The organism is Streptomyces sp. 3330 (assembly GCF_031456635.1).
GTDB lineage: Bacteria > Actinomycetota > Actinomycetes > Streptomycetales > Streptomycetaceae > Streptomyces.
In genome coordinates this window covers 1-1,068 of sequence record NZ_JAVDVA010000076.1, presented here as the reverse complement: position 1 = coordinate 1,068, position 1,068 = coordinate 1, and the positions used below count along the sequence as shown (strand labels likewise).

Genomic DNA, 1,068 nt, shown 5'->3' with positions numbered 1-1,068 from the left:
GCTAGGTGTATTGACCCGCAGGGTTGTTGACGCGGGTGATGGGGGGCTGGCCTGCGAGTGCGGTGTGGCTGCGGTGGTGGTTGTAGGTGTGGAGGAAGTCTGCCAGGGCTGCTGTGCGCTCGTCGTTGGAGGTGTAGGGCCGTTGGTAGGCCCATTCGTCGAGGAGGGTGCGGTTGAAGCGTTCGACCTTGCCGTTGGTCTGGGGCCGGTAGGCGCGGGTGAGTTTGCCGGTGGCGCCGAGGTCGGCCAGGGCGGCTTTCCAGGCCAGGCCCTTGCGGTAGGCCCAGGCGTTGTCCGTGAGGACGCGTTCGATGCGGGTGATGCCGTGTGCGCGGAAGAAGGCGGCCGCGCGGGTGAGGAAGCCTGCGCAGGTCGTGACCTTCTCGTCGGGGTGGATCTCGCTGTAGGCGAGGCGTGAGTGGTCATCGACTGCGGAATGGACGTAGTCGAAGCCCATGTTGCTGCGGGTGGCCCGGCCGGCCTGGCGGCCCAGTACCTTGTGGCCGCCGCCGTCGGGAATCCGGCCGAGCTTCTTCACGTCGATGTGGATCAGCTCGCCGGGGCGGTCGCGTTCGTAGCGGCGGATCACGGTCCCGGTCGGGCGGTCGAGCCAGGAGAGCCGGTTCAGCCGGTGACGGGTCAGAACGCGGTGCACGGTCGAGGCGGGCAGGCCCAGGATCGGGCCGATCCGGGCCGGTCCGAGCTTGCGGTCGGTGCGCAGCCTGCAGATACGTGCCTCGATGTCCATCGGGGTCCGGTGCGGTGTCCGCAGGGGCCTGCTGGAGCGGTCGGCCAGGCCTGCCTCGCCCTCGGTCCGCCAGCGGCGCAGCCACTTGTGGGCCGTTGCTCGTGAGATCCCCATCTCGGCCGCGACATGCGCGACCGGGCGGCCCGAGCAGACACGTTCGACCAGCAGGTGCCTCCCGAAAACGGTCAGCCGAGCATTACGGTGGGACATGAAGGCCTCCGTGCGGTGAAGATTCGACACCTCCACCACACACGGGGGCCTTCACCATGATCAAGCCCGGGCCCGTGTCAACAACGCTCGTGACCAATACAGCTAGGGCG

At 68.4% G+C, this 1,068-nt stretch carries 1 protein-coding gene; it reads right to left on the bottom strand.

Annotated features, from left to right (window positions below):
• Position 1 precedes the first annotated feature (1 nt).
• Positions 2 to 958, bottom strand: coding sequence for an IS481 family transposase (locus J2X68_RS40220; protein WP_310437550.1), 957 nt, complete (start codon positions 956 to 958; stop codon positions 2 to 4).
• Positions 959 to 1,068 lie beyond the last annotated feature (110 nt).

Coding starts and splice junctions, on each gene's coding strand:
- J2X68_RS40220 (WP_310437550.1), bottom strand. CDS start 958: ATGTCCCACCGTAATGCTCGGCTGACCGTTTTCGGGAGGCACCTGCTG.